The organism is Floridaenema flaviceps BLCC-F50 (assembly GCF_041929275.2).
Classification (GTDB): domain Bacteria; phylum Cyanobacteriota; class Cyanobacteriia; order Cyanobacteriales; family Aerosakkonemataceae; genus Floridanema; species Floridanema flaviceps.
Genome location: NZ_JBHFNR020000001.1, coordinates 2,057,440 through 2,081,932 on the forward strand (window position 1 = coordinate 2,057,440; position 24,493 = coordinate 2,081,932).

General features: G+C 40.9%; 30 protein-coding genes and 1 pseudogene. 13 read left to right on the plus strand and 18 right to left on the minus strand.

The window, feature by feature from the left end; all coding sequences use genetic code 11:
* The first annotated feature begins 47 nt into the window (after window positions 1–47).
* Window positions 48–716 (plus strand): cytochrome b6, encoded by a 669-nt coding sequence (gene petB / locus ACE1CI_RS09820; protein WP_413263986.1) that lies wholly within the window; start codon window positions 48–50, stop codon window positions 714–716.
* Window positions 717–773: 57 nt separating this feature from the next.
* A complete protein-coding gene (gene petD / locus ACE1CI_RS09825) occupies window positions 774–1,256 on the plus strand; it encodes a cytochrome b6-f complex subunit IV (RefSeq protein WP_413263985.1) in 483 nt (160 codons plus the stop codon).
* 175 nt (window positions 1,257–1,431) lie between these two features.
* Here petD and ACE1CI_RS09830 read toward each other — a convergent pair whose 3' ends face one another.
* Window positions 1,432–1,641, minus strand: coding sequence for a hypothetical protein (locus tag ACE1CI_RS09830; RefSeq protein ID WP_413263984.1), 210 nt, complete (start codon window positions 1,639–1,641; stop codon window positions 1,432–1,434).
* An 86-nt stretch (window positions 1,642–1,727) separates the two neighbouring features.
* Between ACE1CI_RS09830 and ACE1CI_RS09835 the strand changes: the two genes are divergently transcribed.
* Together ACE1CI_RS09835 and ACE1CI_RS09840 are read left to right on the plus strand one after the other, a co-directional pair.
* Entirely contained in the window at window positions 1,728–2,006 is a 279-nt protein-coding gene (locus tag ACE1CI_RS09835; protein WP_413263983.1) for a TIGR02450 family Trp-rich protein, read from the plus strand.
* 53 nt (window positions 2,007–2,059) lie between these two features.
* Entirely contained in the window at window positions 2,060–2,932 is an 873-nt protein-coding gene (locus tag ACE1CI_RS09840) for an aldo/keto reductase (protein ID WP_413263982.1), read from the plus strand.
* 50 nt (window positions 2,933–2,982) lie between these two features.
* Here the strand turns inward: ACE1CI_RS09840 and ACE1CI_RS09845 are convergent, their stop codons facing one another.
* A complete protein-coding gene (locus tag ACE1CI_RS09845) occupies window positions 2,983–3,498 on the minus strand; it encodes a DUF937 domain-containing protein (protein WP_413263981.1) in 516 nt (171 codons plus the stop codon).
* 128 nt (window positions 3,499–3,626) lie between these two features.
* On the opposite strand from ACE1CI_RS09845, the gene ACE1CI_RS09850 reads away from it, so the two are divergent.
* Window positions 3,627–4,142, plus strand: coding sequence for a carbonic anhydrase (locus tag ACE1CI_RS09850; RefSeq protein ID WP_496615373.1), 516 nt, complete (start codon window positions 3,627–3,629; stop codon window positions 4,140–4,142).
* Between the two features lie 61 nt (window positions 4,143–4,203).
* Here the strand turns inward: ACE1CI_RS09850 and ACE1CI_RS09855 are convergent, their stop codons facing one another.
* The gene (locus ACE1CI_RS09855; RefSeq protein ID WP_193985537.1) at window positions 4,204–4,593 is read right to left on the minus strand and encodes a GxxExxY protein; all 390 of its coding nucleotides are present in this window, start codon (window positions 4,591–4,593) and stop codon (window positions 4,204–4,206) included.
* A 115-nt stretch (window positions 4,594–4,708) separates the two neighbouring features.
* Here ACE1CI_RS09855 and ACE1CI_RS09860 point away from each other — a divergent pair, with 115 nt between their 5' ends.
* Window positions 4,709–7,435, plus strand: coding sequence for a valine--tRNA ligase (locus ACE1CI_RS09860; protein WP_413263979.1), 2,727 nt, complete (start codon window positions 4,709–4,711; stop codon window positions 7,433–7,435).
* Window positions 7,436–7,439: 4 nt separating this feature from the next.
* Here the strand turns inward: ACE1CI_RS09860 and ACE1CI_RS09865 are convergent, their stop codons facing one another.
* The 3 genes from ACE1CI_RS09865 to ACE1CI_RS09875 form a co-directional block, all read right to left on the minus strand.
* On the minus strand, window positions 7,440–7,697 hold the full coding sequence (locus ACE1CI_RS09865; RefSeq protein WP_496615374.1) for an AbrB/MazE/SpoVT family DNA-binding domain-containing protein: 258 nt from the start codon (window positions 7,695–7,697) through the stop codon (window positions 7,440–7,442).
* A 222-nt stretch (window positions 7,698–7,919) separates the two neighbouring features.
* Window positions 7,920–9,629 (minus strand): ABC-F family ATP-binding cassette domain-containing protein, encoded by a 1,710-nt coding sequence (locus ACE1CI_RS09870; RefSeq protein WP_413266501.1) that lies wholly within the window; start codon window positions 9,627–9,629, stop codon window positions 7,920–7,922.
* Window positions 9,630–9,786: 157 nt separating this feature from the next.
* A complete protein-coding gene (locus ACE1CI_RS09875) occupies window positions 9,787–10,587 on the minus strand; it encodes an Rpn family recombination-promoting nuclease/putative transposase (RefSeq protein ID WP_413266502.1) in 801 nt (266 codons plus the stop codon).
* 266 nt (window positions 10,588–10,853) lie between these two features.
* On the opposite strand from ACE1CI_RS09875, the gene ACE1CI_RS09880 reads away from it, so the two are divergent.
* Window positions 10,854–11,090: an NfeD family protein gene (locus ACE1CI_RS09880; RefSeq protein WP_413266503.1), complete on the plus strand. Its 237-nt coding sequence runs from the start codon at window positions 10,854–10,856 to the stop codon at window positions 11,088–11,090.
* Window positions 11,091–11,380: 290 nt separating this feature from the next.
* On the opposite strand, the gene ACE1CI_RS09885 is transcribed toward ACE1CI_RS09880, so the two are convergent.
* The 3 genes from ACE1CI_RS09885 to ACE1CI_RS09895 are packed head-to-tail and all read right to left on the minus strand — an operon-like array spanning window position 11,381 to window position 14,159.
* On the minus strand, window positions 11,381–11,578 hold the full coding sequence (locus tag ACE1CI_RS09885) for a DUF2283 domain-containing protein (protein WP_073592320.1): 198 nt from the start codon (window positions 11,576–11,578) through the stop codon (window positions 11,381–11,383).
* Window positions 11,575–11,835, minus strand: a complete 261-nt coding sequence (locus ACE1CI_RS09890) for a DUF4258 domain-containing protein (protein ID WP_413266504.1) — start codon at window positions 11,833–11,835, stop codon at window positions 11,575–11,577. Before ACE1CI_RS09890 ends, ACE1CI_RS09885 begins: the two co-directional genes overlap by 4 nt.
* Before the next feature lie 11 nt (window positions 11,836–11,846).
* On the minus strand, window positions 11,847–14,159 hold the full coding sequence (locus tag ACE1CI_RS09895) for a tetratricopeptide repeat protein (protein WP_413266505.1): 2,313 nt from the start codon (window positions 14,157–14,159) through the stop codon (window positions 11,847–11,849).
* Window positions 14,160–14,417: 258 nt separating this feature from the next.
* Between ACE1CI_RS09895 and ACE1CI_RS09900 the strand changes: the two genes are divergently transcribed.
* A complete protein-coding gene (locus ACE1CI_RS09900; protein WP_413266506.1) occupies window positions 14,418–14,585 on the plus strand; it encodes a hypothetical protein in 168 nt (55 codons plus the stop codon).
* A gap of 211 nt (window positions 14,586–14,796) precedes the next feature.
* Here the strand turns inward: ACE1CI_RS09900 and ACE1CI_RS09905 are convergent, their stop codons facing one another.
* The 3 genes from ACE1CI_RS09905 to surE form a co-directional block, all read right to left on the minus strand.
* Window positions 14,797–15,837 (minus strand): N-acetyltransferase DgcN family protein, encoded by a 1,041-nt coding sequence (locus ACE1CI_RS09905; RefSeq protein ID WP_413266507.1) that lies wholly within the window; start codon window positions 15,835–15,837, stop codon window positions 14,797–14,799.
* A gap of 129 nt (window positions 15,838–15,966) precedes the next feature.
* Window positions 15,967–17,010 carry a dipeptide epimerase gene (locus ACE1CI_RS09910; protein WP_413266508.1) on the minus strand — a complete coding sequence of 348 codons (1,044 nt, stop codon included), beginning with the start codon at window positions 17,008–17,010 and terminating at the stop codon, window positions 15,967–15,969.
* Window positions 17,011–17,073: 63 nt separating this feature from the next.
* Window positions 17,074–17,898 (minus strand): 5'/3'-nucleotidase SurE, encoded by an 825-nt coding sequence (gene surE / locus ACE1CI_RS09915; protein WP_413266509.1) that lies wholly within the window; start codon window positions 17,896–17,898, stop codon window positions 17,074–17,076.
* A gap of 456 nt (window positions 17,899–18,354) precedes the next feature.
* Here surE and pheS point away from each other — a divergent pair, with 456 nt between their 5' ends.
* On the plus strand, window positions 18,355–19,359 hold the full coding sequence (pheS, locus tag ACE1CI_RS09920; protein ID WP_413266510.1) for a phenylalanine--tRNA ligase subunit alpha: 1,005 nt from the start codon (window positions 18,355–18,357) through the stop codon (window positions 19,357–19,359).
* A 279-nt stretch (window positions 19,360–19,638) separates the two neighbouring features.
* Here the strand turns inward: pheS and ACE1CI_RS09925 are convergent, their stop codons facing one another.
* The gene (locus ACE1CI_RS09925; protein WP_413266511.1) at window positions 19,639–21,114 is read right to left on the minus strand and encodes a RecQ family ATP-dependent DNA helicase; all 1,476 of its coding nucleotides are present in this window, start codon (window positions 21,112–21,114) and stop codon (window positions 19,639–19,641) included.
* A 39-nt stretch (window positions 21,115–21,153) separates the two neighbouring features.
* Window positions 21,154–21,357 carry a RelB antitoxin-like protein gene (locus tag ACE1CI_RS09930; protein WP_413266512.1) on the minus strand — a complete coding sequence of 68 codons (204 nt, stop codon included), beginning with the start codon at window positions 21,355–21,357 and terminating at the stop codon, window positions 21,154–21,156.
* 160 nt (window positions 21,358–21,517) lie between these two features.
* On the opposite strand from ACE1CI_RS09930, the gene ACE1CI_RS09935 reads away from it, so the two are divergent.
* Together ACE1CI_RS09935 and ACE1CI_RS09940 are read left to right on the plus strand one after the other, a co-directional pair.
* Window positions 21,518–21,781 (plus strand): type II toxin-antitoxin system Phd/YefM family antitoxin, encoded by a 264-nt coding sequence (locus ACE1CI_RS09935; RefSeq protein WP_413266513.1) that lies wholly within the window; start codon window positions 21,518–21,520, stop codon window positions 21,779–21,781.
* A complete protein-coding gene (locus ACE1CI_RS09940; RefSeq protein ID WP_413266514.1) occupies window positions 21,778–22,107 on the plus strand; it encodes a type II toxin-antitoxin system RelE family toxin in 330 nt (109 codons plus the stop codon). The genes ACE1CI_RS09935 and ACE1CI_RS09940 overlap by 4 nt, the downstream gene beginning before the upstream one ends.
* Window positions 22,108–22,125: 18 nt before the next feature.
* Here ACE1CI_RS09940 and ACE1CI_RS09945 read toward each other — a convergent pair whose 3' ends face one another.
* Together ACE1CI_RS09945 and ACE1CI_RS09950 are read right to left on the minus strand one after the other, a co-directional pair.
* On the minus strand, window positions 22,126–22,530 hold the full coding sequence (locus ACE1CI_RS09945; RefSeq protein ID WP_413266515.1) for a hypothetical protein: 405 nt from the start codon (window positions 22,528–22,530) through the stop codon (window positions 22,126–22,128).
* Window positions 22,531–22,585: 55 nt separating this feature from the next.
* Window positions 22,586–22,924 carry a hypothetical protein gene (locus ACE1CI_RS09950; RefSeq protein WP_413266516.1) on the minus strand — a complete coding sequence of 113 codons (339 nt, stop codon included), beginning with the start codon at window positions 22,922–22,924 and terminating at the stop codon, window positions 22,586–22,588.
* A gap of 247 nt (window positions 22,925–23,171) precedes the next feature.
* Between ACE1CI_RS09950 and ACE1CI_RS09955 the strand changes: the two are divergent.
* Window positions 23,172–23,471: pseudogene (locus ACE1CI_RS09955) on the plus strand (type II toxin-antitoxin system Phd/YefM family antitoxin); the annotation flags it as partial.
* Window positions 23,448–23,765 (plus strand): Txe/YoeB family addiction module toxin, encoded by a 318-nt coding sequence (locus ACE1CI_RS09960; protein ID WP_496615605.1) that lies wholly within the window; start codon window positions 23,448–23,450, stop codon window positions 23,763–23,765. The pseudogene ACE1CI_RS09955 and the gene ACE1CI_RS09960, both read left to right, overlap by 24 nt.
* 113 nt (window positions 23,766–23,878) lie before the next feature.
* Here the strand turns inward: ACE1CI_RS09960 and ACE1CI_RS09965 are convergent, their stop codons facing one another.
* Together ACE1CI_RS09965 and ACE1CI_RS09970 are read right to left on the minus strand one after the other, a co-directional pair.
* Window positions 23,879–24,160: a type II toxin-antitoxin system RelE/ParE family toxin gene (locus tag ACE1CI_RS09965; protein WP_413266532.1), complete on the minus strand. Its 282-nt coding sequence runs from the start codon at window positions 24,158–24,160 to the stop codon at window positions 23,879–23,881.
* Window positions 24,160–24,378: a hypothetical protein gene (locus ACE1CI_RS09970; protein ID WP_413266519.1), complete on the minus strand. Its 219-nt coding sequence runs from the start codon at window positions 24,376–24,378 to the stop codon at window positions 24,160–24,162. Before ACE1CI_RS09970 ends, ACE1CI_RS09965 begins: the two co-directional genes overlap by 1 nt.
* Between the last annotated feature and the right edge of the window lie 115 nt (window positions 24,379–24,493).

The following is a 24,493-nucleotide window of genomic DNA, read 5'->3' on the forward strand; positions in this document are numbered from 1 at the left end:
TGGGAAACGCGACATCAGCAATACGTGAGATTAGGAACTCTTGGTTCATGTTTAGTAAGCAGGCAAAGGACTCGACATTATATAACTGGTTCCAGGAACGCCTGGAAATTCAAGCACTTGACGAAGATATAAGCAGCAAGTATGTACCTCCCCACGTAAATATTTTTTATTGCTTGGGTGGGATTACCTTAGTTTGCTTTTTGATCCAGTTCGCCACTGGATTTGCTATGACCTTCTATTACAAGCCAACTGTTACCGAAGCATTTTCCTCGGTGCAGTACATCATGAATGAAGTCAACTTTGGATGGTTAATTCGTTCCGTCCACCGTTGGTCTGCGAGTATGATGGTGCTGATGATGATTCTGCACGTTTTCCGAGTTTATTTAACTGGTGGTTTCAAAAAGCCCCGGGAATTAACTTGGGTAACAGGCGTGGTTTTGGCTGTCACCACAGTTTCCTTTGGTGTAACTGGTTACTCCTTGCCTTGGGATCAAATTGGTTATTGGGCGGTAAAAATCGTTAGTGGTGTACCCGAAGCGATTCCCGTAGTTGGTGTATTGATTGCTGACTTGTTACGTGGTGGTTCTAGTGTTGGTCAAGCTACCCTAACTCGTTATTACAGTGCTCATACTTTTGTGCTGCCTTGGGTGATTGCGGTATTTATGCTGCTACACTTCCTGATGATTCGCAAGCAAGGTATTTCTGGCCCCTTGTAATATCAGAAGTTAACTGCTGTTTTTTGATTTCTCAACAGAGGAGCGCACTTTTTAAAGATGTCCATACAAAAGAAACCGGATCTTAGCGATCCCGTATTACGTGCAAAACTAGCTCAAGGCATGGGTCACAACTATTACGGTGAACCAGCTTGGCCTAATGATTTGTTGTACACTTTCCCGATCGTAATTATGGGTACGATCGCATTGTGTATCGGTTTAGCAGTTCTCGACCCCGCAATGGTGGGCGAACCTGCCGATCCTTTTGCCACACCTTTGGAAATTCTGCCAGAGTGGTATTTGTGGCCCGTATTCCAAATTTTGCGTACAGTACCTAACAAACTGCTAGGTGTATTGCTGATGAGTGCGGTACCAGCAGGTTTGATTTTGGTGCCTTTCATTGAAAACGTCAACAAATTCCAAAACCCCTTCCGTCGTCCAGTAGCAACCGCAGTATTTTTATTTGGTACTTTGGTAACTCTGTGGCTAGGTATTGGGGCAATTTTCCCGATCGACAAATCTTTAACTCTCGGTTTGTTCTAAACTGAAGCAAGTTTTAATTGATGCCTGCTGATTTTTTTTGTTCTCAGAAAACTTCAGCAGGCATCAAGCTATTTTAGAAGGCAGAAGGCAGAAGGCAGAAGGCAGAAGGCAGAGGACAGAGGGCAGAAGAGAAGAAAAGCTATTGTTTTAGCAATTAATAATTATGCAAAATTTGTTATTCATCTTCTCGCAAATCTCCCCGCAAATTTTCACCTTCATTAATCATTTGCGGGGCAAAACCGGGATTAGAGAGAAGTTCTTTGGGGTTGTCGGGAATGTTACCAGTGCGAACTAAATCTCTGGGGTCTACTACACGATCCATATCCATTTTAGGAGGAGCATCAACATTTTCTTTGTATCCCGGCTGTTTAGGTGTCTCAGCCATAATTATTTTCAACCAATAACATACGTTTTCAGCCTAGAATTAGTATTAGGAAATACACACTATCTGAAGACAGATAAAGTTAAAAAATGGCGAAAAAGCAGAAGTTTCCTCATTTAGTTGGTTCCAAATGGACAGCTTTACAAAAAACTTGGGGTTGGAGACATTTTCAAGTAGTAAATCGCAAAAACCAAGGGGAATGGGTATTTGCTGAGATGGTAGCTTCCTGCGATCCAAACGTGCGGTTTTGGATTAATGCTAAAGCGCTGAAAGATCGGACAATGTGGCAAGCTGGTTGGCAAACTTTACAAGAAATAGAGAATATTGAGTTAAACTCAGAAGAAGATATGATACCAGAAATACTTTAATAAAGCTGAGATTGGAGTAACCTATAATTTAAAGGTGCAGCCAAGGTCAAGTGATGGAAACAAAACGCCTGGGAAAGAGTAATGTTAGTGTAAGTGCGATCGGTCTAGGTGGAATGCCAATGTCTTTAAGCAGCAGACCGCCTGAATCGCAATCAATTCAAGTCATACATCGTGCCCTTGACTTGGGAATTACATTCATTGATACAGCGGATTCTTATTGTAAAGATGAAACAGATAAACATCACAATGAGAAACTAATTGCTAAAGCATTAAGCGAATATCCTGGTGATATTAGTAATGTAATTGTTGCTACTAAGGGCGGATTGATGCGCCCGAATGGTGCATGGACAAGAAATGGGAATCCTGAGCATTTAAGGAAGACAATTAGGGAAAGTTTTGCAGCTTTGGGTGGGGGGAAAGCGATCGATCTATGGCAATATCACGCACCAGATCCAGAGTATAGTATTAAAGAATCGCTGAAAGTAGCAAAAGAAGCTGTAGACGAAGGATTAATTAAATTTGTTGGTGTTTCTAACTTTTCAGTTGAGCAAATTAAACAGGCGCGTGAGATAGTAGAAATTGTTTCGGTGCAGAATCAATTTAATCCTTGGTATCGCTTACCAGAAATTGATGGAGTGTTGAAATATTGTGAGAGAGAGAGTTTAACGTTTTTACCTTGGAGCCCCTTGGGTGGGAGTCGGAGAGTTGGTAGTTTAGAAGATGTAGAAGCGATCGCAGACCTAGCAACTGAAAAAGGAGTATCAGTATATTGTATTGTTTTAGCATGGTTAAGAGCCAAATCGCCTTGTGTTTTGCCGATACCTGGGGCGAGTAAAGTTGCTAGTATTGAGGACTCAGTGCGGTCGTTGGAAGTAACATTAACTGAGGCGGAAATCGCAAAGATCGATCGAGGTACAGAAGGTTAAAAGGTACGTTGTTGCGCTGTCTTCGCTAAAGCGCAACAACGTACCTAATCTTATCCGAAATAGCGACCAGCCATTTGCATCGCATCAGCGATATCAACATCGCCATCGCCATCAGCATCGAGGAAATTATTAACTACAGGATTTCCACCTTGGGGATTTTGGGTATTGTTACCAGCTTGGAGGAAATTGAGTACTAGAGGAACTAACATGGGGAGAAGTTGGAGGATGGTATTGCGATCGATCCCCGTTCTTTGCGAAACTACATCTGCGACAGATTCCCACTGAGAACCAAACAAAGCATTAACAGCGGAAGGATTGGGAGAAGTTCCAGCAAATTGATTAATGATACTTTCAACTAATTGATTACCACCTTCAGCACGCTTTTCCTGTAAAGCAGAACGCACCAAACTACCAACACCCGACAAAGCAGATTGCATTGTAGAATTATCAGTACCTTGGTTGTTTTGTACTTGTTGGACGCTATTAAAAATGTTAGCCAGTTGACCTGCATTAGCTTGCAAGTTAGGGTCATTAACTGCGTTGAGTATTTGGTCAAAAAGTCCCATAGTTTTAGCTTTTTGAGATTATATAAATAAAGTTCTCACATTTGCTTGATAATCGTAAACAGAGTTTACCCAGATAGACAAAAGCCTTATGGCTGAATTTTATCATGAAGTGTAGTTGCGATTGTTCGATGAGTCGTCGTTGGTTTGTGCGATCGATCTTACCAGGGGCGCTTTCGTTAGGTATTTTAGGTGTTACTCGACCAGCTTTAGCCCAAAAAACCGCGAAAGCTTTAGTGCTCAGTTGCATTGATTTTCGGATTTTGGAAGCAGAACGTTATTTTTTATCTTTAAATAACTTGGGGAATCAGTATGATTTAACTGCTTTGGCAGGTAGTTCTTTAGCTTTAAGTGGTCTGCCTCATCCGGCAGATGCTCAAGCTTTTTGGGATCAGTTAGAGTTATCTTATCGGTTGCATCATATTCAAAAGGTGATTATTTTGGATCATCAAGATTGTGCGGCTTTTGCTGATAAAGTTAGTCCTGAGTTGAGTAAGGATGCAGAGTTGGAGTTGCAGGTGCATCGGGAGTATTTGAGTAGGGTTTATTGGGAGATTCGGGAGCGTTACCCGGATTTGAATATTGAGTTATACTTTGTAGGTCTGAATGCGGATGTTAAGCCGATAAGTCCTTTGGCGAAGGTTTAAAGAGTTTTTTTTGAACCGCAAAGAACGCAAAGAGCGCAAAGAAGAAGAAGGAAGAAAAGGATTAGGAGGAGAGGACTATGCGTTTAATGCCGTCTTTGAGTATTTGGACGTTGAAGTTGATTAGAAGGGCAAGAGGGTGTTTGGTTGCTTTAAGATAGGAAATTACTCTTGCTTGTTGTATCGGAGGTACGTTTTCCAAGGCTTTTAATTCAACAATTAAGTTATTTCCCACTAAAAAATCTAATCTGCCTTCGCCAACTTCTTGACCCTTGTAGTGGACTGCAAAAACCACTTGACGCTTGAAAGGTATTCCTCGCAAGTCAAATTCTACAGCTAAAGCCTCCTCATAAACTGCCTCTAAAAACCCTGGCCCTAATAGTCGATGTACTTCGATCGCTGCCCCAATTACAGCATAAGCCAGCTGCTCCACTTCTTGACTTGGTTGCCTCATCCTTTTCTCTCTCCTTCTCTTTCTTTGCGTCCTTTGCGTCCTTTGCGGTTCAAAAAAACTCTTCCCCCCTCTCCCTATGGCAAAATTTTACAAGAAACAGCGAATCCCTTAACCAATGACACTAAACCTCCCCCCCCAATACGACCCCTTTTCCACCGAATCTAAGTGGCAAACATTCTGGTCAGAAAACCAAACCTTTAAAGCTGACCCCAAAAACGACGGAAAATCCTACAGCATGGTCATTCCCCCACCCAACGTTACGGGTAGTCTCCACATGGGTCACGCTTTCGGACAAACTCTCATGGATGTTCTCGTCCGTTACCATCGAATGCAAGGTTACAATACTCTTTGGGTTCCCGGAACTGACCACGCCAGCATCGCAGTTCACACCATGCTGGATAAGGAATTTAAAAAAGAGAAAAAAACCCGCTTTGATTTCGGTCGTCAAGCATTTTTAGAACGCGCTTGGGAATGGAAAAATAATTCCGGGGGTGCAATAGTTAACCAGATGCGCCGTTTGGGTATCTCGGTTGATTGGTCGCGGGAACGTTTCACAATGGATGAGGGTTTAACGAAGGCGGTTATTGAAGCTTTCGTTCGCCTTTATGATGATGGTTTGATTTATCGTGGCAATTATTTAGTTAACTGGTGCCCAGTTTCTCAATCTGCGGTTTCAGATTTGGAAGTGGAAAATAAGGAAGTAAACGGTCATTTATGGCATTTCCGTTATCCACTAACTGATAATTCGGGTTATTTGGAAGTCGCAACTACTCGACCGGAAACTATGCTGGGTGATACTGCTGTTGCAGTTAATCCGTCGGATGAACGCTATCAACATTTGATTGGCAAAACTCTAACTCTACCTATTATGAATCGGGAAATTCCGATTATTGCTGATGAGTTGGTTGATGCTAGTTTCGGGACTGGTTGTGTTAAGGTAACTCCGGCACATGACCCGAATGATTTTGAAATGGGTCAGCGTCACAATCTGCCGTTTATTAATATTATGAATAAGGACGGTTCGCTTAACGAAAATGCGGGGCCGTTCCAAGGTCAAGACCGTTTTAAGGCACGGGAAAATGTGGTGAAACGGTTGGAGGAAGATGGGTTTTTGGTGAAGATTGAGGAGTACAAGCATAGTGTACCATTTAGCGATCGCGGAAAAGCCCCGATCGAACCTCTCCTCTCAACTCAATGGTTTGTCAAAATTCAATCTCTCGGTGAAACAACGTTAAAATTCTTAGATGAACAAAATTCCCCCAATTTTGTTCCCCATCGTTGGACTAAAGTCTATCGCGATTGGTTAGTAAAATTAAAGGATTGGTGTATCTCTCGTCAATTATGGTGGGGACATCAAATTCCCGCTTGGTATGCTATCAGCGAAACGAATGGCGAAATCACAGATAATACGCCTTTTGTTGTCGCCTACACGGAAGCAGAAGCTTGGGAAAAAGCTAAAGCTAAGTTTGGCGAAAATGTCAAAATAGAACAAGACCCAGATGTTTTAGATACTTGGTTTTCTTCCGGTTTATGGCCTTTTTCTACTTTAGGTTGGCCCGAAAAAACAGAGGATTTAGAATTTTATTATCCGACAGGTACGCTAGTTACTGGTTTTGACATCATCTTTTTCTGGGTTGCCAGAATGACTTTAATGGCAGCTTATTTCACAGGAAAAATGCCTTTCCGTGATGTTTATATTCACGGTTTAGTCTTAGATGAAAATGGCGAAAAAATGTCTAAGACTAAGGGAAATGGTATCGATCCTTTGGATTTGATTGATAAGTATGGAACTGATGCAGTACGCTATACTTTGGTACGGCAAGTAGCTGGCGCAGGTCAAGATATTCGCTTAGATTACGATCGCAAAAAAGGTGAGTCTTCAGCAGTAGAAGCTTCCCGAAATTTCACCAACAAATTGTGGAATGCTTCCCGCTTCGTAATGATGAATTTAGAGGGATTAGAACCCAGTCCCCAGTCCCCAGTCCCCAGTCCCCAGTCCCTAGAATTATCTGACCGTTGGATTCTCTCCCGATACTATCAGGTGGTGCAGCAAACTACTCAATATATCGATAATTACGGTTTAGGTGAAGCAGCAAAAACACTCTACGATTTCTTCTGGGGTGAGTTCTGCGATTGGTATATTGAGTTAGTCAAATCTCGTCTGCAAAAAGATGCTGATGCGACTTCTAAAAAGGTTGCTCAACAAACTCTTGCTTTTGTTTTGGAAGGGACTTTAAAATTAATTCATCCCTTCATGCCTCACATAACTGAGGAAATTTGGCACAGTCTCACTCAAGCTGATGATTCAGCATCTTTAGCGTTACAAGAGTTTCCGAAAGTAGATCCAAATCTGATTAATTCTGAGTTGGAAGCAGATTTTGATTTGTTAATTAACACGATTCGCACAATTCGCAATTTACGCGCTGATGCTGATATTAAACCATCAACTAAAGTGACGGCAATTTTGCAAAGCGAAAGTGAAAAAGAACGCCAAATTCTCACATCAGGCGAGACTTACATTCAAGATTTGGCGAAGGTGGAAAAACTAACTATTACTCCTAGTTTAAATGAGGATGTTGGACAATCAACTACTGGCGTTGTTGGTACTGTTCAGGTAATTGTTCCTTTAACTGGTGTGGTAGATATTGCAGCTTTACGCAGCAAGTTAGAGAAGAAATTGAGCAAAATTGAGAAGAATATTCAATCACTTTCAGCAAGGTTGAATAATCAAGCTTTTGTGGCGAATGCTTCTCCTGAAGTTGTCCAAGCTGATAAGGATGCTTTGGCGGAAGCGGAGAAACAAGCGGAAATTTTGCGCGAAAAAATGCAGCAACTTCAGTAAGTTTTTAGCGTGAAAACCAAGGCGGGCAGGATGCCCACCCCACAAGAATTACAGCTTTATTGTGGGGTGGGCATCCTGCCCGCCCCACAAGAATTACAGCTTTATTGTGGGGTGGGCATCCTGCCCGCCCCATCCTTAGATAACTATAATCGTCTTCATCAATGATAAAGTTAATTTTACTGCCGCTAACGAGTTTTAGGCGATCGCGGATTTCTTGAGGCAGGGTAATTTGTCCAGTTTCGGTGACAGTTGCACTAAGCATAATCCTCATGATGGTAGGTCGGGTTTTGCGGCTATTTTAGCGCGATCGCTATAAATTTACGAAACAGCAGAAAAGGTACGTTGTTGCGCTTCAGCGCCTTTCTTTGGCGCTGAAGCGCAACAACGTACCTCAAAAATTCTTTAGGTCTTGTGACACTTGCGTAAGTCCTAGAAGAGATTTTACTTCGTGCTTTAACTTCAATTTCACCAGTTTCCTGAAAGTTTATTTGCGTTTAGCTGCTGCTTTTTTAGCTGCTTCTTTAGCTGCTTTTTCGGCTTTTTTAGCTGCTTTTTCCGCTTCAATTGCTGCTAATCTCGCTTGTTCTTTTTCTTCGGCAATTTTATCTAAGTAATAGTGATAATCTCCTAGATAAACGCGGAATTCTCCATCGCGAATTTCGACAATTTTGTTAGCAACTTGGGAGATGAAATAGCGATCGTGCGAAACTATAATAGCGGTTCCATCATAGTTTTGCAATGCTTCTTCCAACATTTCTTTAGCAGGAATATCTAAATGGTTTGTCGGTTCATCTAATATTAGTAAGTTAGCTGGACGTAACAACATTTTTGCTAAAGCTAGTCGCGCTTTTTCTCCTCCACTTAATGCACCAACTTGTTTATATACTGTGTCACCGCTGAACAAGAAACGACCTAACAAAGTGCGAACTTCTTCGTTTTTCCATTCTGGTACTTCATCATGAATTGTATCCATGACGGTTTTTGTTAAGTCTAATGCTTCGGCTTGATTCTGTTCAAAGTAACCGGGAATTACGTTATGTGCGCCTAGTTTTACTGTTCCTTCGGTGGGTTGTTCTAACCCTGTAATTAAACGCAATAGTGTAGATTTACCAGCACCATTGGGGCCTAAAAATGCTATGCGATCGCCTCTTTCAATTAACAATTCTGCTCCTAAAAACAGAATCTTATCATCATAAGTATGCACCATATCTTTGATAATTACTACTTCCCGACCGCTACGAGGTGCTGGGGGAAAACGAAAATGCAATGTTCTCAAAGAACCTGTGGGTGCTTCGATTTTTTCAATCTTTTCTAATTGTTTTTCTCGGCTTTTTGCTTGGGTGCTGCGAGTGGCGCTGGCGCGGAAGCGATCGACAAATGCTTGCTGCTTCTCTAATTCCTTTTGCTGACGTTCGTAAGCTGATAGTTGCGCTTCTTGATTTTCGGCTTTTTGCAGCAAATAGTTGGAATAGTTACCTAAATAAGTAGTAGAAACTCCCCGTTCAGTTTCCACAATTTGCGTACAAAGACGGTCTAAAAACTCCCGGTCATGTGATACAATTACCATTGGAGTTGTTAAACTTTTCAGATAATTTTCCAACCATTCAATTGTTTCTAAATCTAAGTGGTTTGTCGGTTCGTCTAACAGTAACACATCGGGTTTTTGTAGTAGGATTTTCCCCAAACTCATTCGCATTTGCCAACCGCCACTAAAAGCGCTAACTAAGCGATCGCCATCCCCCTGTTCAAAACCTAATTCTGGCAAAATCTTATCAATTTGCGCGTCTAAAACATAACCATTTAAAGCTTCAAATTTCCTTTGAAACCTATCCATTTCGTGAATAAGTTTATCTAACTCTTCTGGGGTCGCAGTTTCCATTTTCCGATGCACTTCTGACAAAGCTTCATGCACATCATTTGCTTCCCCAAAAGCACGCCAAAATTCTTCTTTAACTGTGCGGCTAGGGTCTACTTCAAATTCTTGGGTGAGATATCCTATATGTAAACTTGCGGGACGAATGATTTCGCCAGATGTCGGTTCAATTTCTCCGGTGATAATCTTGAGTTGGGTAGATTTACCCGCACCATTGACACCAACTAAACCGATTCTATCCCCTGGCTTGACTTCCCAGTTGACATCTTTCAAAACCTCGCCTGTGGGGTAAATTTTACTAATATGTTCGAGTCGCAGCATTCAGAAGTCTCCAGGAAGTTAAAACAAGGGGTTTTTCGCCGCTCGATCGGTGCAGCAATAAAACAGGTCGAAACAATCTTAACAAAATTTAATGCCGATTGTTTTAGGAAAGTGCGTTGGCGTAGCCTGCCGTAGGCGTATCGCTTCACTCCCAGTTTTAATTAGAAGATTCCAGTTGCGCCGCCTTCCTGACTTCTTCTATATCCAACTCTAACGCCTGTGCTATTTGTTCGACAGTTAACCCCAATGCTAACAACCGGGGTACTGTTGCTAATTTGGTTGCTATTTCACCTTCTTGACGACCTTCTTGGAAAGCATCTTGATAGACTCTTGTTTGCTTTAATTCACTTAATCCAAACATTGCTTCTATCTCCTTTTGACTCTTGTTTGGTAACTTGTAGACCAATATAGTCTCTATTAATTGTAATACTTGGGTCTGGGTTAGTTCATCAGGTATTTCTGACCTGACTTTATTTATCAGATTTCTTGCTTGTTCTACGGCGTTTTCTTCTGGGGAAATGACTAATTTGATAGTTCCAACACCAATAGATTGTTCTGCTATTTCTCCCAGTTGATTTAGATAAATACGTCTGACTCGTTGACTGGTGAAAAATTCGCGGTAATGTTTGATATCTCCGGTGTCTGTGTTTTGGTTGGGATATAAAACTACTGCACGCCAGTCATTTTCGGGCTTGTTTTGACGCAAGTATAAAAAGATTTCGGCGAAAAAGCGAGAGTAGAATTCTGAGTCGGGTTGAAACTGAACTTCGAGAAAGTATATTGGGTTTTCTTCGCCTGCTGCGGGGAGAAATACGCCGTCAATGCGAAAGGCGGTTTGTTTGATTTCAACTGATGAGAATTGATAGTTGTTTGCTTCTTCTGGGGGACGGTTGATTAGTTCAAAGAAGATGCTGGGGAAAGTTTGGAATAGGCGGTAGAAGAGGGAGTCGGTTTTCACGAATTGGGAAATTTGGGGATTTGTTTGATTTTAGTTTAAGGGTAGGAAGATAAGGATGTTATCCCGAAGTTAAGGAAGTTAAGCTAATGGTTAATTTTGTTGTTATAGATTTGCTGGTGTCTGGAATGCTTGTTGGTGCTGAATTTGCCAAGTTGACTTTACTACAGCTTATCTTCTTGCTTAACTTCGGGAACTCCTCTGGTTAAGGTTGGTTTGATGGTGCAAATTAGATTCTGTTACCCCAAATGTTCTGAGGGAGGTAATCAGTGGTAAATTTATTTGTGCCGGAAAATGTTGAGATGTTTTCGGAAGCGTTAATGGGAACGGTGGAAAAGACTATTACTCAAAATCTGCCGGGAAGAGTTAAGTGTTTGGGTAGTTATTGGCCTGCTCGATTTTATCATTCTAATTGTGATGTTATTGTTTTTCCTGATGATTTTGTTAAGGTTGTTGGTAGACAGGGAATTACTATGCTTGTGGTTCCGGTAAGTTTGGGGAATTAATCATAATGGTTTGATTTTTCAGCCCGCCCGGAAATCAATTTCCGGGCTAATAGCTAAAGTCCATTAAAATGGACTGAATAAAAATATTTCATATTATGTTTGATCGGTCATAATATCCTTTTTCCAACACCCTGTAGAGACGTTATATATAACGTCTCTACATTATAGGTAATCAAAAGGACATGATATCAGTCCGTTTGAACGGACTTTCGCTATTAGCCTGCGATTTGAATCGCAGGTGGGCTGTAAGCGTAGCCATTAAATCTGTTTCCCGTTAACCTTTCTAGGGTTCATTTTGGAATAGAATACTCAACAGAACGAGGGTTATCCATTCGTTTAGAAGCATCTAATATTTCTAATCCGACAACATTTCCATCTTGATCATAATCAACAATAAATCCTGGTTTTTCTTCATCGCTTTCTTCAATTGGGGAATTGTTAAAGATGATTCTCATAACATCTACTTCAGGATCGTAAGTAATTTTCATGATTGTCTCCAATATTTCTGTATTCGGCTGGTTCGATAAACTGTTATTACAACCATTGGTTGTACATCATCTGCTACTATAACGCGGAGTAAAAATCTTCTACTACCGCCAAAGTCAACTTGTGATTGATAAGCTTTGCGCCCTTCTTTTTCAGAAACAATTTGTTGAGGGTTGGCTAAAACAGATTCTACTAAAGAAATAGGAATTCTTCGTCGTTCTATTTCTGTTTGAGCGTGGTTAGATAAAATATAGTTCATATTGCATCTGGTTAATGATTTTCCCCATTTTCCATCGCCCGTTGCACTTTCTCAACTTGGTTGGGTGCTTCCATTTCCGTGAAGAGTTGAATTGCTTGTTGAAAATTTGGCTGACTTTTTTCGGTGTCTCCCATTTTTTGATAAGTTAAGGCAAGTTGATAGTAAGCTTCTGCTAAGTCGCATTTAGCGCCTATTTTTTCTAGGAGTTCGTTCGATTCTGTATGATGGGAAAGTGCTGTTGTAAAATCTCCCTGTTCTCGGTAAAGTTCTGCTAGACCACAGATAGCTTTAGCCTTAACCTGAGTATAATGACTTTCTTCTGCATAACTAATAGCTAAGCGGTACTTTTCAAAAGACTTTTGATATTCTCTTAAATTTCTGTATGCTTCACCCAAAAAGATTAAGCTATAGCCTTTTGCCCATGCTGATTGTAACTTTGTTTTTGACATAAATGTTTCAATCTTTAAGGCGAATTGGCGTGCCTCTGATTCATACTTATCCCCAAAGTACGAATTTACGAATGCCAAACAAAACCAAGCATAAACTGTATATCGATGATATTCCGAATTTTCGGATATTTGAATAACTTGTTTAAATAAAATTACTGCTTCTTCTAATTCCCAAATATATATTTTGCATAAACCCATATTTAATAATGAAACTATTTCAATATCTTTGGCAGATACATCAATTGCTATTGCTTTAGCCTGTTCATTACATTGGATAGATTTATGTATATGACCTGTATGCTCATACAAAGTTCCAAGAATATTGTAAATTCTACTTACAGAGTAACTAGGTTGAACCTTTTCTGTTATTCTGGCTATTACAGAAATAATTAGTTGTAAATAACCAATTCTAGAAAATGATATACCAAGTGGCTCACCTTCTTCCCATCCATCCCATTGATTTTTACGCCGTTTAACAATCACAGTTACAGCTAGCTCATAGTCATTAATCTCTACATAATGGTAGTAAGCCTCAGAAGCTTTCAGCGCATCCTCGATAGTTTCAACAGTCTTAACACTTTCCGTCCAAAAATCTGCCGCTTTCCGATTCGCTGTCTCCCAATCTTCACTTTCCCTGAATCTTTTTACCGCTTCTGCCCGAATCACTGGATGCAGCCAGTATTCTCCATTGTAAAATTCTACTAAAGACCGCTCTCTCAAAGATTTAATTACCCGCCGATGTTGATTATTTGGCACATCCCAAAGCAAACAACACAAACCATTTTCAGGAACCTTTGGAACATCTTGATATCGATAACATCCCAAACGGCAGAGAAGTTTATAGGCAGATAAATCTAGTTTTTGCAAACGATCGAACTGACTAACAACTAAACCTTCTAATTCTCTCTCAATCAACAAATCATCTTTATTTGCTTGCCAATAAGCCGCTAAACTATTGTTAAACTCCTTAATCGCACCAGGGAAAATTTGCATAGCTTTGGCATTTCCCCCATAAGCTTGGTGCATGGCATTTAGCACTTCTGTATCTGTCTGAATTTTGCGGCTGTTAAAAAACTCTTCCCATGCAGCGACATCCAAACCTTCCAAGCGATAATTCTCAACTGTTACTGCTGCTTCGCGCAGGCATTCGCGGCTGGTAATTAGGGTAACAGATTGCACTGCTGGATCAGCTAAAGCAGTGAATAATTCCACATATTTTCGATGTGCTTCAATACACCTGCCATTTTGATCTAGTGCTGGTTCCAAATTATCAATTAATATACCTATTCTTTGGTTGGGATTTCGCAAATGCTGCCTCAATCTATCCAGGGTAACGCCAAACTCTCGCCCTGGTTCTTCTTCAAAATATCGCCGCAACCATTCCTCAATTACACTTTCAGCTGAGGTAATATTTTGTGTTTCCTTTGCCATCCGCAGATCGAGTATTTGATCGAATCCCTGCGTGTGGAGAAATTGCCACGCCAGCGTTGTTTTGCCGATACCGCCTTTACCGTGAATGACGATCGCTTTTGCACCTTGTTGAATTAGGTGGTTGAGATCTGCGATCGCACCCTCCCGCCCCACAAAATTCGGATCTAGCTTCGGTGGCGATACCCTAACAGTAACAGAAAGGTCGTCTTCCTCTAGTTTTAGCCCCAATGCTGTGAACAAAGCCTCGATCGAGGGTCGATCAACCTTTTCTTTCCGTCGCCGTATCTTTGAAACAGTGTCGGGATGTAACTTGGATAGTTCGGCTAAACGTTCATTAGAACATTTACCGCCAAAATTTTTCTCTAGCGCATTTTGGAATTTATTCCAGCCATTCTCGCTGAGGACACGACTCCCCCGATCCCGTTCTGTTTTCTGTTGATTCATCGCCTATCTGCCTAAAACCCTGGTTGCCGAAGTTACACCGAATCTTAAGGAAGATAATAGCTTTTTTGGGATTTTAGGGTAGGGATGCGATCGCAAAATGTATCTTCTCTGGAATCTGGAAAGCCCTTGGCTACTGCTTACCAGCAATTTTAGCCAAAAATGCCAAAGTTCCGGCCTATCTCCCGCATCTTCTCTGGTTGAGATTGTTTACAGTTTGGAGAATGGACTCAACTGATAAGTCAGGAGTCCTAAAAATCTATGAACGGCAAACTTTTGCAAGGCTTCTTAAGTGTACTGAGTATCATCGCCGATGTCCTCACAATTTGGCATGACGATCGCGCTTTAGCAGTTGCATTGGCTGTGGTGATAGCATATTTCCTATATAGGTTATGGGTGAAAAAGCAAAAGAATAAAGACAAACAATAAATCAACTCACTAAACCAAACTCGCCCGGAAATCAATTTCCGGGCTAATAGCTTAAGTCCATTAAAATGGACTGAAATTTTCATTTTTAGTCCTCTTTAGAGGAGTTTTGCTATTAGCCTGGGGTTTGAACCCCAGGCGGGCTGAAATCGCAAATGCAAAATCTCAATTCTCTCCTCCCTCTTCCCTTCGCGTCCTTTGCGTCCTTTGCGGTTCAATTCAAAACTGCATCTAACAACAAATCAGCCCCAAGCCGCACTACATCTGTACAAGGCAAACCTGTCTCTATCTTAACTTGCTCGATCGCACTTCCAGCCCTTTCCTCATCCAAATGTGCGGTATTAAGCGCGATCGCACTCACCTTAACCTCAGCAAAAGCGCCCCCACAAAAAGCCACAGTTTCATACAATTTCACCACCTCTTTTAAAGGTGGAATTGGTACATGGGGAAGGTTGCGAATGTGGGCTTGTCCGGCGCGATGTACTAATATTAAATGTGTGGGTTGAGAACCGCGCAAAAGTGGTAAAGTTGCTGTTGAACCTGGATGCAAAAGTGAGCCCTGTCCTTCTACAAACAGAATTTCATTCTCTTCTCCATGACGCATTACTAACTGTTCAACTGCACCCGCAGCAAAGTCTACTCGTATTGCATCCAAAGGAATTCCATCACCAGAAATCATAATTCCTGCTTGTCCAGTTCCCAGGAATTTTGATTTTAAACCTCGACTTTGTGCGGCTTTATTTAATTCTAAACAAGCTGACATTTTGCCAACTGCCATATCAGTTCCAACGGCTAAAATACGACGACAGATTAGCGATCGCGCCTTCCCACTCCCCACACCTAAACCCGCAGGTTCTTGACGAATATCCCAAATCCATTGTCCTTCTTTTAGTAATGTTTGAATCTCTGGATTTTTTCCTAATTGGGTGTGTAAACCGTTCATTACAGATAAACCAGCAGCTACCCCTCCTTTAACTTCTTGAAACCAAGGATCTGGTAAAATTCCCCCGGAAGGTGCAATGCCAATTGCTAATACATCGGGATGGTAAGAAAGCGCCTCTTCTACTGATGCTACAATTGGTACATCGTAAGGTATTCCTGTTAGTTTGGGTAGAGATTCTCCGGCTGATTTTTGGTCGATTACTGCTACAATTGGCGATCGACTATAGCGTAAAAGCGCTAATCCAGTTTTGCCGTGAGTGCCTTTGATTCCTTCATGGAGTAGAATGGCTAATTTTTGGTTAGGTTTGAGCATAATGATATCGGTTTAAATGTTTACTTCAGATGTTATAGGAATCTTATTTGATTTGTAAGAGAGATTTTTTTGAACCGCTCCAGACGCAGAGAACGCAGAGAGAAGAAAGAGTTTATGATCTAGATAGGATTATTTGGTTAATGTTACTCCTAATCCAGGTAAATCATTGGGTAACAAACGACCTTCTTTTATTGTGGCACCATTAAAAGGATCGTCTAATAAATTTAGGTGACTGTCTAAGTCTAAATGATCTGCTAATGGCGCAAGGTGGGAAAGGGCGGTGTTTGTCAGCGAACTATCAGAATAACAGCCAAACATTACTTTTAATCCGCAAGCTTTGGCTGTATTAATCATTCTCATTGCTTCAGTTAAACCGCCAGATTTCATCAATTTAATATTGATTCCATCAACTTTATCTGCTAAACTGGGAATGTCTTTACTTGTAAAGCAACTTTCATCTACAAAGATAGGAAGCGGGGATTTTTGCTTTAATTCTGGTAAGGTTTTTTCCTCTCCTTTTTCTAAAGGTTGTTCTACATAAGTTACGCCATATTGAGCTAACCATTCACACATTTTTACCGCATCTTCCAAACTCCAACCGCCATTAGCATCGACGCTGAATTTTGCTGTGGGTACTTGTTGGTAAACGGCGGTGAACATGGCTTTATCTGCTGCGATTCCTTGGGGATTACCCAGTTTGATTTTAAATACTTTGGCATCGAGAAAGTTTACCCAATCGCGCACTCTTTGTACCGCAGCTTCGGGGGTGTTTATGCCAACTGTGACGGAGGTGGGGACGATATTATTACAATCTAAACCCCACATTTTCCAGAGTGGTAAACCTGCCTTTTTTCCCATCCAATCATGTAATGCTACGTCTATTGCTGCACAGGCGGCGGAAGGTAATTTGGTTTCAATGAAAACTTGTTCTATTTGTTGTCTTTGGGAAGGGTGAAATTGTTCTAATTTTGGGGCTATTTGTTGGAGAGTTTCTTGGAGAAAGGGGGTAGTTTGCGGGGGGTTGTCAATGGAAAAAGGCGACGCTTCTCCCCATCCGGTGATTCCTTCCTCTTCAATTTCTACCCAAATGTTTGTGGTTTGGGATGTTGTTCCTCTACTTATGGTTAAGGGGAAGCGTTTGTTTACGGTGAAGGTTTTTATTTTGATTTTCATGCGTTGATTGGGTTGGATTTTTTGAACGCAGATGAACGATGCTGAGGTTTTTTTTATTTGGAATTAAGAAGGGTTGTTTCCTAGTTCCCAATCGTTTGTTACTTTTCCCCAGTTCTGTAAATCTTGCAATCCTGAACCGTAAGTTAAGTCGTATTGTAAAGGGGTGATGGTAATATAATTTTTGCGGATTGCTTCAACGTCTGTGAGAATTTCTGGGGGTAAGAAAGGATGGGTTTGGGGTTCTATTTCTTCCTGTGCTTCTCCGGTTAACCAATAGTAGGTTTTGCCACGCGGATCGAGGCGTTTTTCAAATACATCAATGTAGCGACGTATTCCTTGGCGAGTGATTGCTACTCCGGCAATTTCTTCCCATTCTACAGGCGGTACATTGACATTTAACAACATTAATTGGGGTAATGGTTTTTTGGTTAAACGATCTAATAAAAGTTTGGCAAAATTCGCCGCAGGTTGAAAGTCTCTGTTGGTAAAACTGGTGAGACTAAAAGCTATTCCGGGTATTCCTTCAATTACTCCTTCCATTGCAGCGGAAACTGTTCCTGAATATAAAATATCTGTGCCTAAATTGGAACCGTGATTGATGCCGGAAAGTACATAGTCGGGAGGACTATCTAATAATGCCCAGATGCCTAATTTTACACAATCGGAAGGAGTTCCAGAACTTGCCCAAGCTTTTACCGAGGGATGGAAAACTGATTCTACCACTTCGGCGCGAATGGGATCGTGCAAGGTTAAACCATGTCCGGTTGCCGATCGCTCGCGGTCAGGACATATTACACTAACATCATGGCCTGCCTCTGCCAAAGTATTGGCTAAGGTGCGGATGCCAAGTGCGAAAATACCGTCATCGTTACTGATTAAGAGTTTCATATTCTGATTTTCAGAGATTATGAGCTTCGGATCAACCGCAGTTCTAAGAAAATAGGACTTACGCACTGAACCCTAAAACCTAGATCCCCCCTAACCCCCCTTACCAAGGGGGGAATATGTAAAGCCCCCTTGCTAAGGGGGTTGGGGGATCTGTAAAGCCCCCTTGCTAAGGGGGTTGGGGGATCTGTAAAGCCCCCTTGCTAAGGGGGTTGGGGGATCTGTAAAGCCCCCTTGCTAAGGGGGTTGGGGGATCTGTAAAGCCCCCTTGCTAAGGGGGTTGGGGGATCTGTAAAGCCCCCTTGCTAAGGGGGTTGGGGAATATGTAAAGCCCCCTTGCTAAGGGGGTTGGGGGATCTGAGTGCGTAAGTTCTAAGAAAAAATCCAAAATCTCTTAAACTGGTAGCGATAGGCTGTGTTTACCCACACCTTTCCCCTTCTGTTTGACAATAGATTAGCATGACGAATCAGCCGAATGAATTAGAGGCAAAACTAACAGCGTTAAAAGTTGACGCGCAACAAGCGATCGCCGCTGTTAATACTCTACCCCAACTCGAAGAATTGCGAGTTGCCTATTTAGGTAAAAAAGGTCAACTTTCCCAAATTTTAGGCGGTTTGGGTAAACTTTCCCCAGAAGAACGTCCGAAAATTGGCGCATTAGCGAACGAAGTTAAAGAAGCTTTGCAAACTGCTTTAGAAAGTCAGAAATCAACTTTACAAGCTGCTGAAATTCAAGCGCGGTTGGAAGCAGAAACTATTGATGTTACAATGCCAGCGGTTTTCCGTCCCCAAGGTCGAGTGCATCCTATTAATAGTACTATTGATAGGGCGATCGATATTTTCGTCGGAATGGGCTACACTGTGGAAACAGGCCCAGAAATGGAAACCGATTACTATAATTTTGAAGCATTAAATTTCCTCCCAGATCACCCCGCCCGTGATATGCAGGATACTCTCTATTTACCTGATGGAAATTTGTTGCGAACTCACACTTCCAACATTCAAATTCATTATATGGAAGAGAACGATCCACCAATCAGAGTAATCGCACCTGGGCGTTGTTATCGGCGGGATACTGTTGACGCTACCCACACGGCAGTTTTCCATCAAATTGAGTTTTTCGCTGTTGATGAAAACCTAACTTTCACCGATTTGAAAGGTACAATCAAAGAGTTTTTGCATCAAATGTTCGGTGAAGAAATGGAAATTCGTTTCCGCGCCAGTTATTTCCCTTTTACTGAACCTTCCGCCGAAGTTGATATGCGATGGAAAGGTAAATGGTTGGAAATTATGGGTTGTGGAATGATCGATCCGAATGTGCTCAAATCTGTTGGTTACGATCCTGAAACTTACACAGGTTTTGCGGCAGGTTTTGGCGTTGAAAGAGTCGCTTTACTGTTGCACCAACTTGATGATATTCGCCGTTTATATAGTAGCGATTTGCGCTTTTTGCGGCAGTTTTGATGAGGGACTGGGGACTGGGGATTGGGGATTGGGAAAAGAGGAGAAATAAGTAAGTTTAATTTATTCTATTTTTCAGTCTCTTGGGTCTGTTTTCAATCTTGAGATCCCCCCCAACCCCCAAGGGGGGAGTAAGAATTTCAAAATTTACCTTTAAAAGAGGAAGTAAAAAGTTCAAATTCCCCCTTTAAAAGATGAAGTAAAAGTTCAAAGTCCCCCTTGTTAAGGGGGATTTAGGGGGATCTAAATTTGATGGATAACTTTGAAAAAACGCCCCAGTCCCTAGTCCCTAGTCTCCAGTCCCCTCTTCCGACAATTATCACAATGTCCGCATTTCATCTTCTCCGCTTCTTGGGAAAAGCCAAAAGCCTTTAACAGAAATTGCCAGCGACATTGGCGAGTTTGCAAATATTTTTCCATCTGTTTCGCTGCGTCGAATTGATTGGAACTTTGGCTTTTTTCTCCCGATTTTATTATATAATTAAAAGGGTCAATCCAGGATAATTTATTCATACTATGTAACAAGGATAAAGCTATAGCAGCTTCGGGAAATTTCCGGGAAATGTCATTAATATTGCCTTGTTTGGGTAGTTTGTTTAATAGTTGTTGGGCTTGGCGTTGTTGCGATCGCATTTTCCCCTCAAAAAACTCCCGTCTTTGCTTATCTCCCGAATCTAAAAATCCCGTCGGTTCACTCATTAATAATAACGCTTGGGAAACTTTCCCATCTCTCCCCGCCCTGCCAATTTCCTGCACATATTCCGAGAGTAATAACGGTGGTTGAAAATGAATTACCCACCTGACATCCGGTTTGTTGATACCCATTCCAAACGCGGAAGTACAAATTACAAAAGGCACTTTTCCCGAAATCCAATCTCTTTCAATTTCTCGCCGTTCTTGGGGATGTAAACCTGCGTGATAAGCTGCGGTTGTGCAACCTTTTTTTCGCAACCATTCGGCAAGTTCTTCGCTATCTTTGCGAGTTCGCACATATACTAAACCCGCTTGTTTTGGTCTAGCTTGAATAAATTTTAGCAGTCTATGTTTGCGTCCGCAAGGTGTCCAAGCAATTTGGACTTTTAAGTTGAGATTATCTCGATAAGGGTTGAGGCGGAAAATTTCTGGTTGTTGTAATTGTAATACTTGTTGAATAGTTTTTTGGGCGGAAGGATCTGCCGTTGCGGTGAAAGCTGCGATCGCCATTTTACTCCCCGCTGGTTTATCCTTAAGTAAAGCATCTCTTACCGTTCCCAACCGTCGATAAGCTGGGCGAAAAGTATCACCCCATTGCACCAAACAATGTGCTTCATCTAATATCAACCCATTAATTTTTAACTGTGGTTGCGCTAACCGTTCCCAAACAGGTTTACTCAGCAAAGTTTCAGGAGAAACATACAGTAATCTTAACCTTTGTTGCTCCAAAGCTGCTAAAATCCGCTTGCGTTCACCAGTCGATAACTCACTATGTAAAAGTGCTGCGGGTAACTTCCGCTGACGCAACTCTTGCACCTGATTTTCCATCAAAGCTACCAAAGGCGAAACCACTAAAGTTAACCCAGTTTGTAGCAAAGCCGGAAGCTGAAAACAAATCGACTTTCCCCCACCAGTCGGCATAATAATCATTGCATCTTTTTGGGACAATAAGCAACGAATTACCTCGCCTTGTGGCGGACGAAAATCATCATAACCCCAAATATTTTTGAAAGTTTCCCTAACCCTTTCCCAAGACATAGAATCAGAAAAATTATCTGCGTTCATCTTCTTTCTGAGCTACTCGGAGGATAAATAAATTGTAACTCATTGGAGTTCTCGCTCAATTTCTGCGATCGCATCCTCAAAACCAATCACTTCATCATCAGCAGCTTTTGCATTATCAAAAGCCCGAATAGATTCTAACTCTTCCAATTCTTCCAAAAGTTTTTGGTAATCTGCCATATCCAGAAAAACGCCGATGCGCTTCCCACTTTCATCTACTAAATATCGCTCTTTGTAAGGAGTCATGGAATTTCCTGTAGGCTAGTTAGGTATTATTATAATAGCTGCAACTGTTCGCGATCGCACTCACCACAATCTTAAACTTACGACTAGAGCGATCGCACTTACTATGATGATATATTTCTATTACATTGCTATTGAATCAGAAAATTGCTAAAATTAAAAAATGGCTAAATATTTAACTATTAGTGAAGCACAAGAAAAACTGCCAGAATTACCAGATGAGTTGACTGATGATTTGGCGATCGTCACCAATAACGGTCAACCTGTAATGGCAGTTATTAGCTATGAGCAGCTAACATCTCTTTTAGAAACTCTTGATATTCTTTCTGATTCTGAGTTTGCCAATCGACTGAAAGAAAGTATAGCTCAAGCAGAAAGAGGAGAAACAATTTCTTGGGAGGAAGCTAAAAGGAAATTAGGACTATGACAAGTCCAAACCAAAACAATTTAGAATATACAATTGAACTGACTCCCTTAGCTTTAGAAATGCTAGCAGAAGTCAAAGATCGGCGGGAACAGCAAGCTTTGAGCGATCGCATCAATAAACTGAAAACCGATCCAGAAAAACAAGGTAAACCTTTAATAGATAAGCTTCAAAGTTATTTTAGCGTGCGGGCTGTCGGTCAGCGATACCGCATTATTTATCGAATTGTGGAAGAGCGAGTTGTAGTTTTAGTAGTAGGAGTTGGCAGGCGCAAAGAGGGTGATAAAAAGGATATTTATGCAATTATGGAGCGATTTTTAGAGGAGTAAGCAATCAGAGGGAAAAGCTCAAGCTGATTGAGAAGCAAAAAGATTTATTCCCTTCCAATCTATTAAAAGGTGGGAAACATCTTCAGGAGTCTGGAAATTACCACTAAAGAACTCAAACTCATTTGGTTGACGATTAAGTTGCAGAAAAAAGCCTAAAATACTACAGTGATCTTTAACGCCAAAGGGATAACCATTTATTTTCCAGTTATCGGCATTTGCAGCATAGTCTCGAACGGTGTTCAATGCTATTTTAACCTTGGGTGAATAATGAGAAATTAAGTTGATAATTACTGATGGTTCTTGGGAAATTTCACAAAAAAGCTCGATCGCTTCATAAGGCAAACTAGAAGCTTTAGCTTTCATATCTGCTAAGGCTATACACTTATCCAATGCTTGCAAAAATTTATGTTCTGAATCAATCATATTTTCTCCTACTTTCACTTAATCTTTGTCCCCAAGGGTATTGTTGATTTGCTATCTAATGCGCTGCTGGTTGTTCCATACCTTGATTTACTACAAGTTCGGATTCTAAAACTTCATGCCTCAAGAGAATTTCATCAATATCATTTCCCTCTCCTAATGATAACCTCTCCCAAGCTTCTGCTATATCAACATCAGGAACTAAATTATATTTGTAGCCGCTGCCAATGACGTAATTCTTTGCTCGTTCAACTTCTTCAATACTCAAATTATAGCGAATCGCAATTGTGGGAACATCTTCAGTGACTTGTAAAATATTTTCGGATCTTTCGATCGCATTTTTATAGAATTTTCTCTCTAATTGGCTTAGATGCGACCATCTTTGCTCCCTTGTCATCGAGTTACCTAGTTTATATTGGCTTTGACAAGTTTATAACAATCACAACTACTTCAATTACTTTTTGTAAGGTGGATGTTTTTTCTGCCATATTTATCGGTGCAATTGGGATAATTTTATTGTAAGCGATCGCGAAGTTCCTAGTATTCTTATTTAGTCAAAAATTGCTAAACAAAACAAAATCAGGAGCTTGTAAAAGTTTGAATATAGTTGTATAATAGAATTCAACTAATCTGTACATTAACTAATGCTATCTTACAAAATAACATCTCCAAGTGATGCAAAAAATGATTTTTTTAATTTGTTAGACCAGGTAGGAGAAAATCGTCAGGTCTATATCATTAACCGTCGTGAAGGTGAAAATGTAGCATTGATCGCTGAGTCAGATTTGCTAAGTTTGGTTGAGACGGTTTACCTTTTGCGATCGCCTGCAAATGCGCGTCGGTTAATCGATGCGATCGAAGAGTCTAAAACAGGAAAAATTGAACCTCAAACTATCGTAGAACTTCAACAGGAGTTGGGGATTGACAAAGAAGAAAAAAAGAAAGCTGATCCCGATGAAGTTAAGCCAATTGTAATTAATCGCACTCCGGGTTTTAGTTCTCAATTTAAGGAAGATTTAGCCTGGTGGTTCAAGCAAGATTTTCAGAAAGCCTCGAAAATTTTAGATTTAGTTACGACTGTGATGCAAGATCCTTTTGATGGTATTGGTAAACCAGAACCATTAAAATATATGGATGCTGATATTTGGTCAAGGCGGATTGATTTAGAACATCGGCTTGTTTATCGAGTGGGAAATACTCAGATTGACTTTCTCTCTTGTCGGTATCACTATGAATAATCGGTATTTTACCCTAAAGTTTCACTTGATTGATTTAAGTTTATCCTAGCCTCATCTATTTGAATGATAATGATTCCGAGAAGATTTGACAACTATTCTCTCAATCGTTTGCTTCAGTAAACATCATCGTGAGAACCAAGGGTATGTAATAATATCGCTTCTTCTTGCGATTCTGTATGCGGTACAAATTCAAATATTATCCGGTTGCTATAATCAATAGAACATGACCACGTACCAGACAAATCTCCTTTGAGTTTATGAGTTCCTAAACTAGAGTGAAACGGATCTTCAGCTAGTTGTTGTAATGTTCTTTCAACCAGAATTCGTAGCTGTGGATTTCGACGCGATATGCGCTTAAAATCTCGAATAAATCGTGAACTCCATAGCAAGCGCATCAACTATCTAACTCCTCTAAAAGATCTGCGATCGAACCGCTACGCACTTTTCCTTCAGCATACTCTTGACGTGATTCTGCAACCGCTTGCAATATTTCATCCCGACGCTGTTGTTTCAAGCGCTTTTCGATGACATCGATCAGGATAGCTTGTTCGTCGGGAGATAGTGCTTCTACTACTTCAATTGCTTTTTGTAAGGTGGATGTTTTTTCTGCCATATTTATCGGTGGAATTGGGATAATTTTATTGTAAGCGATCGCGAAGTTCCTAGTATTGCTATTTAGTCGAAAATTTGCTAAATTAAAAAAATCAGGAACTTATAAAAGTTTGCTA

Excerpts from the sequence above, each read along its gene's own strand:
- petB (WP_413263986.1), top strand. The coding sequence starts at position 48 with ATGTTTAGTAAGCAGGCAAAGGACTCGACATTATATAACTGGTTCCAG.
- petD (WP_413263985.1), top strand. The coding sequence starts at position 774 with ATGTCCATACAAAAGAAACCGGATCTTAGCGATCCCGTATTACGTGCA.
- ACE1CI_RS09830 (WP_413263984.1), bottom strand. The coding sequence starts at position 1,641 with ATGGCTGAGACACCTAAACAGCCGGGATACAAAGAAAATGTTGATGCT.
- ACE1CI_RS09835 (WP_413263983.1), top strand. The coding sequence starts at position 1,728 with ATGGCGAAAAAGCAGAAGTTTCCTCATTTAGTTGGTTCCAAATGGACA.
- ACE1CI_RS09840 (WP_413263982.1), top strand. The coding sequence starts at position 2,060 with ATGGAAACAAAACGCCTGGGAAAGAGTAATGTTAGTGTAAGTGCGATC.
- ACE1CI_RS09845 (WP_413263981.1), bottom strand. The coding sequence starts at position 3,498 with ATGGGACTTTTTGACCAAATACTCAACGCAGTTAATGACCCTAACTTG.
- ACE1CI_RS09850 (WP_496615373.1), top strand. The coding sequence starts at position 3,627 with ATGAGTCGTCGTTGGTTTGTGCGATCGATCTTACCAGGGGCGCTTTCG.
- ACE1CI_RS09855 (WP_193985537.1), bottom strand. The coding sequence starts at position 4,593 with ATGAGGCAACCAAGTCAAGAAGTGGAGCAGCTGGCTTATGCTGTAATT.
- ACE1CI_RS09860 (WP_413263979.1), top strand. The coding sequence starts at position 4,709 with ATGACACTAAACCTCCCCCCCCAATACGACCCCTTTTCCACCGAATCT.
- ACE1CI_RS09865 (WP_496615374.1), bottom strand. The coding sequence starts at position 7,697 with ATGCTTAGTGCAACTGTCACCGAAACTGGACAAATTACCCTGCCTCAA.
- ACE1CI_RS09870 (WP_413266501.1), bottom strand. The coding sequence starts at position 9,629 with ATGCTGCGACTCGAACATATTAGTAAAATTTACCCCACAGGCGAGGTT.
- ACE1CI_RS09885 (WP_073592320.1), bottom strand. The coding sequence starts at position 11,578 with ATGAAAATTACTTACGATCCTGAAGTAGATGTTATGAGAATCATCTTT.
- ACE1CI_RS09890 (WP_413266504.1), bottom strand. The coding sequence starts at position 11,835 with ATGAACTATATTTTATCTAACCACGCTCAAACAGAAATAGAACGACGA.
- ACE1CI_RS09895 (WP_413266505.1), bottom strand. The coding sequence starts at position 14,159 with ATGAATCAACAGAAAACAGAACGGGATCGGGGGAGTCGTGTCCTCAGC.
- ACE1CI_RS09900 (WP_413266506.1), top strand. The coding sequence starts at position 14,418 with ATGAACGGCAAACTTTTGCAAGGCTTCTTAAGTGTACTGAGTATCATC.
- ACE1CI_RS09905 (WP_413266507.1), bottom strand. The coding sequence starts at position 15,837 with ATGCTCAAACCTAACCAAAAATTAGCCATTCTACTCCATGAAGGAATC.
- ACE1CI_RS09910 (WP_413266508.1), bottom strand. The coding sequence starts at position 17,010 with ATGAAAATCAAAATAAAAACCTTCACCGTAAACAAACGCTTCCCCTTA.
- surE (WP_413266509.1), bottom strand. The coding sequence starts at position 17,898 with ATGAAACTCTTAATCAGTAACGATGACGGTATTTTCGCACTTGGCATC.
- pheS (WP_413266510.1), top strand. The coding sequence starts at position 18,355 with ATGACGAATCAGCCGAATGAATTAGAGGCAAAACTAACAGCGTTAAAA.
- ACE1CI_RS09925 (WP_413266511.1), bottom strand. The coding sequence starts at position 21,114 with ATGAACGCAGATAATTTTTCTGATTCTATGTCTTGGGAAAGGGTTAGG.
- ACE1CI_RS09930 (WP_413266512.1), bottom strand. The coding sequence starts at position 21,357 with ATGACTCCTTACAAAGAGCGATATTTAGTAGATGAAAGTGGGAAGCGC.
- ACE1CI_RS09935 (WP_413266513.1), top strand. The coding sequence starts at position 21,518 with ATGGCTAAATATTTAACTATTAGTGAAGCACAAGAAAAACTGCCAGAA.
- ACE1CI_RS09940 (WP_413266514.1), top strand. The coding sequence starts at position 21,778 with ATGACAAGTCCAAACCAAAACAATTTAGAATATACAATTGAACTGACT.
- ACE1CI_RS09945 (WP_413266515.1), bottom strand. The coding sequence starts at position 22,530 with ATGATTGATTCAGAACATAAATTTTTGCAAGCATTGGATAAGTGTATA.
- ACE1CI_RS09950 (WP_413266516.1), bottom strand. The coding sequence starts at position 22,924 with ATGACAAGGGAGCAAAGATGGTCGCATCTAAGCCAATTAGAGAGAAAA.
- ACE1CI_RS09965 (WP_413266532.1), bottom strand. The coding sequence starts at position 24,160 with ATGCGCTTGCTATGGAGTTCACGATTTATTCGAGATTTTAAGCGCATA.
- ACE1CI_RS09970 (WP_413266519.1), bottom strand. The coding sequence starts at position 24,378 with ATGGCAGAAAAAACATCCACCTTACAAAAAGCAATTGAAGTAGTAGAA.